Here is a 1,430-nt window from a genome sequence, read left to right as displayed (position 1 = left end):
TCCATCTACCGTGCAGCAACCGACAATTCATGCCACTTCCCACCACTCCACCGTCCTAATTTATCTAGTAATCAACGATCCGATAAATCCAACCAGCGTCCAAGACCCCCACTGCATGCTGCTCTCATTACTCCGCTGATGCTTCCTGCATCAACATTCCGCTATCGACTTTCTTCTTCCTTTATATAGAATCCCGCTCGTAGTGCGGACCTCGATCGCACATTTCTAGCAAATACAAGATGTGATATCGCTTATTCCAAATCGATCAAAAAAGTTTTTTCCAAATCTCTGCAATTTCTCCAATCGCGAAGAATGGCTTTCCATGCGCTTCTAACTACCCTGCGAGCGGCTGCAAATATGTAATTCTAAAGGCATTGTATATATGATGAATTGCAACAACATAGTAAAAACGCCATTCTTGGGGCTTTTTTCGTGTTGACACCTTTTGGGTCGATTGGTATTATTTACTAGTTGCCTGTCACTGAACTGAGCGAATCGCTCGGTGGACAGGTCGTTGAACCCTGATAACTGAATAGCCATCAAGGCGCCTGTCAAAAGCTTTGAGTAGGCAAACTAAACGTTTAACGATCATCAGTACTCCTGATGGTTTTTGACAACGGAGAGTTTGATCCTGGCTCAGGACGAACGCTGGCGGTGTGCTTCACACATGCAAGTCGAACGGGGTAGCAATACCCAGTGGCGGACGGGTGAGTAACGCGTAGAAATCTGCCTTGAGATGGGGGATAACAGTCCGAAAGGATTGCTAATACCGCATATGTATGTGCTCGGACACGAGCGTATATGAAAGGAGTAATCCGTCTTAAGATGAGTCTGCGTCCGATTAGCTAGTTGGTAGGGTAAAGGCCTACCAAGGCGACGATCGGTAGCTGGTCTGAGAGGATGATCAGCCACAATGGGACTGAGACACGGCCCATACTCCTACGGGAGGCAGCAGTGGGGAATTTTGTGCAATGGGGGAAACCCTGACACAGCGACACCGCGTGAACGAAGAAGCCCTTTGGGGTGTAAAGTTCTGTCGGCTGGAACGAAAAAAATGACGGTACCAGCAAAGGAAGCATCGGCTAACTACGTGCCAGCAGCCGCGGTAAGACGTAGGATGCAAGCGTTGTCCGGATTTATTGGGCGTAAAGAGTTCGTAGGCGGTTTGTTAAGTCTGATGTTAAAGATCGGGGCTCAACCTCGGGAGTGCATTGGATACTGGCAGACTGGAGTGTGGTAGAGGTTAGTGGAATTCCCAGTGTAGCGGTGAAATGCGTAGATATTGGGAAGAACACCAGTGGCGTAGGCGACTAACTGGGCCATAACTGACGCTGAGGAACGAAAGCCAGGGGAGCGAATGGGATTAGATACCCCAGTAGTCCTGGCCGTAAACGATGGATACTAGGCGTAGTGGGTATCGACCCCTACTG

1 rRNA gene is annotated in these 1,430 nt (G+C 48.9%); it reads left to right on the top strand.

What is annotated here, in order from left to right:
• Positions 1 to 613: 613 nt before the first annotated feature.
• Positions 614 to 1,430: ribosomal RNA gene (locus tag DP116_RS30670) — 16S ribosomal RNA — on the top strand; the annotation flags it as partial.

Source organism: Brasilonema bromeliae SPC951, assembly GCF_012912135.1.
GTDB lineage: Bacteria > Cyanobacteriota > Cyanobacteriia > Cyanobacteriales > Nostocaceae > Brasilonema > Brasilonema bromeliae.
This window is presented reverse-complemented; position numbering and strand designations above follow the sequence as displayed.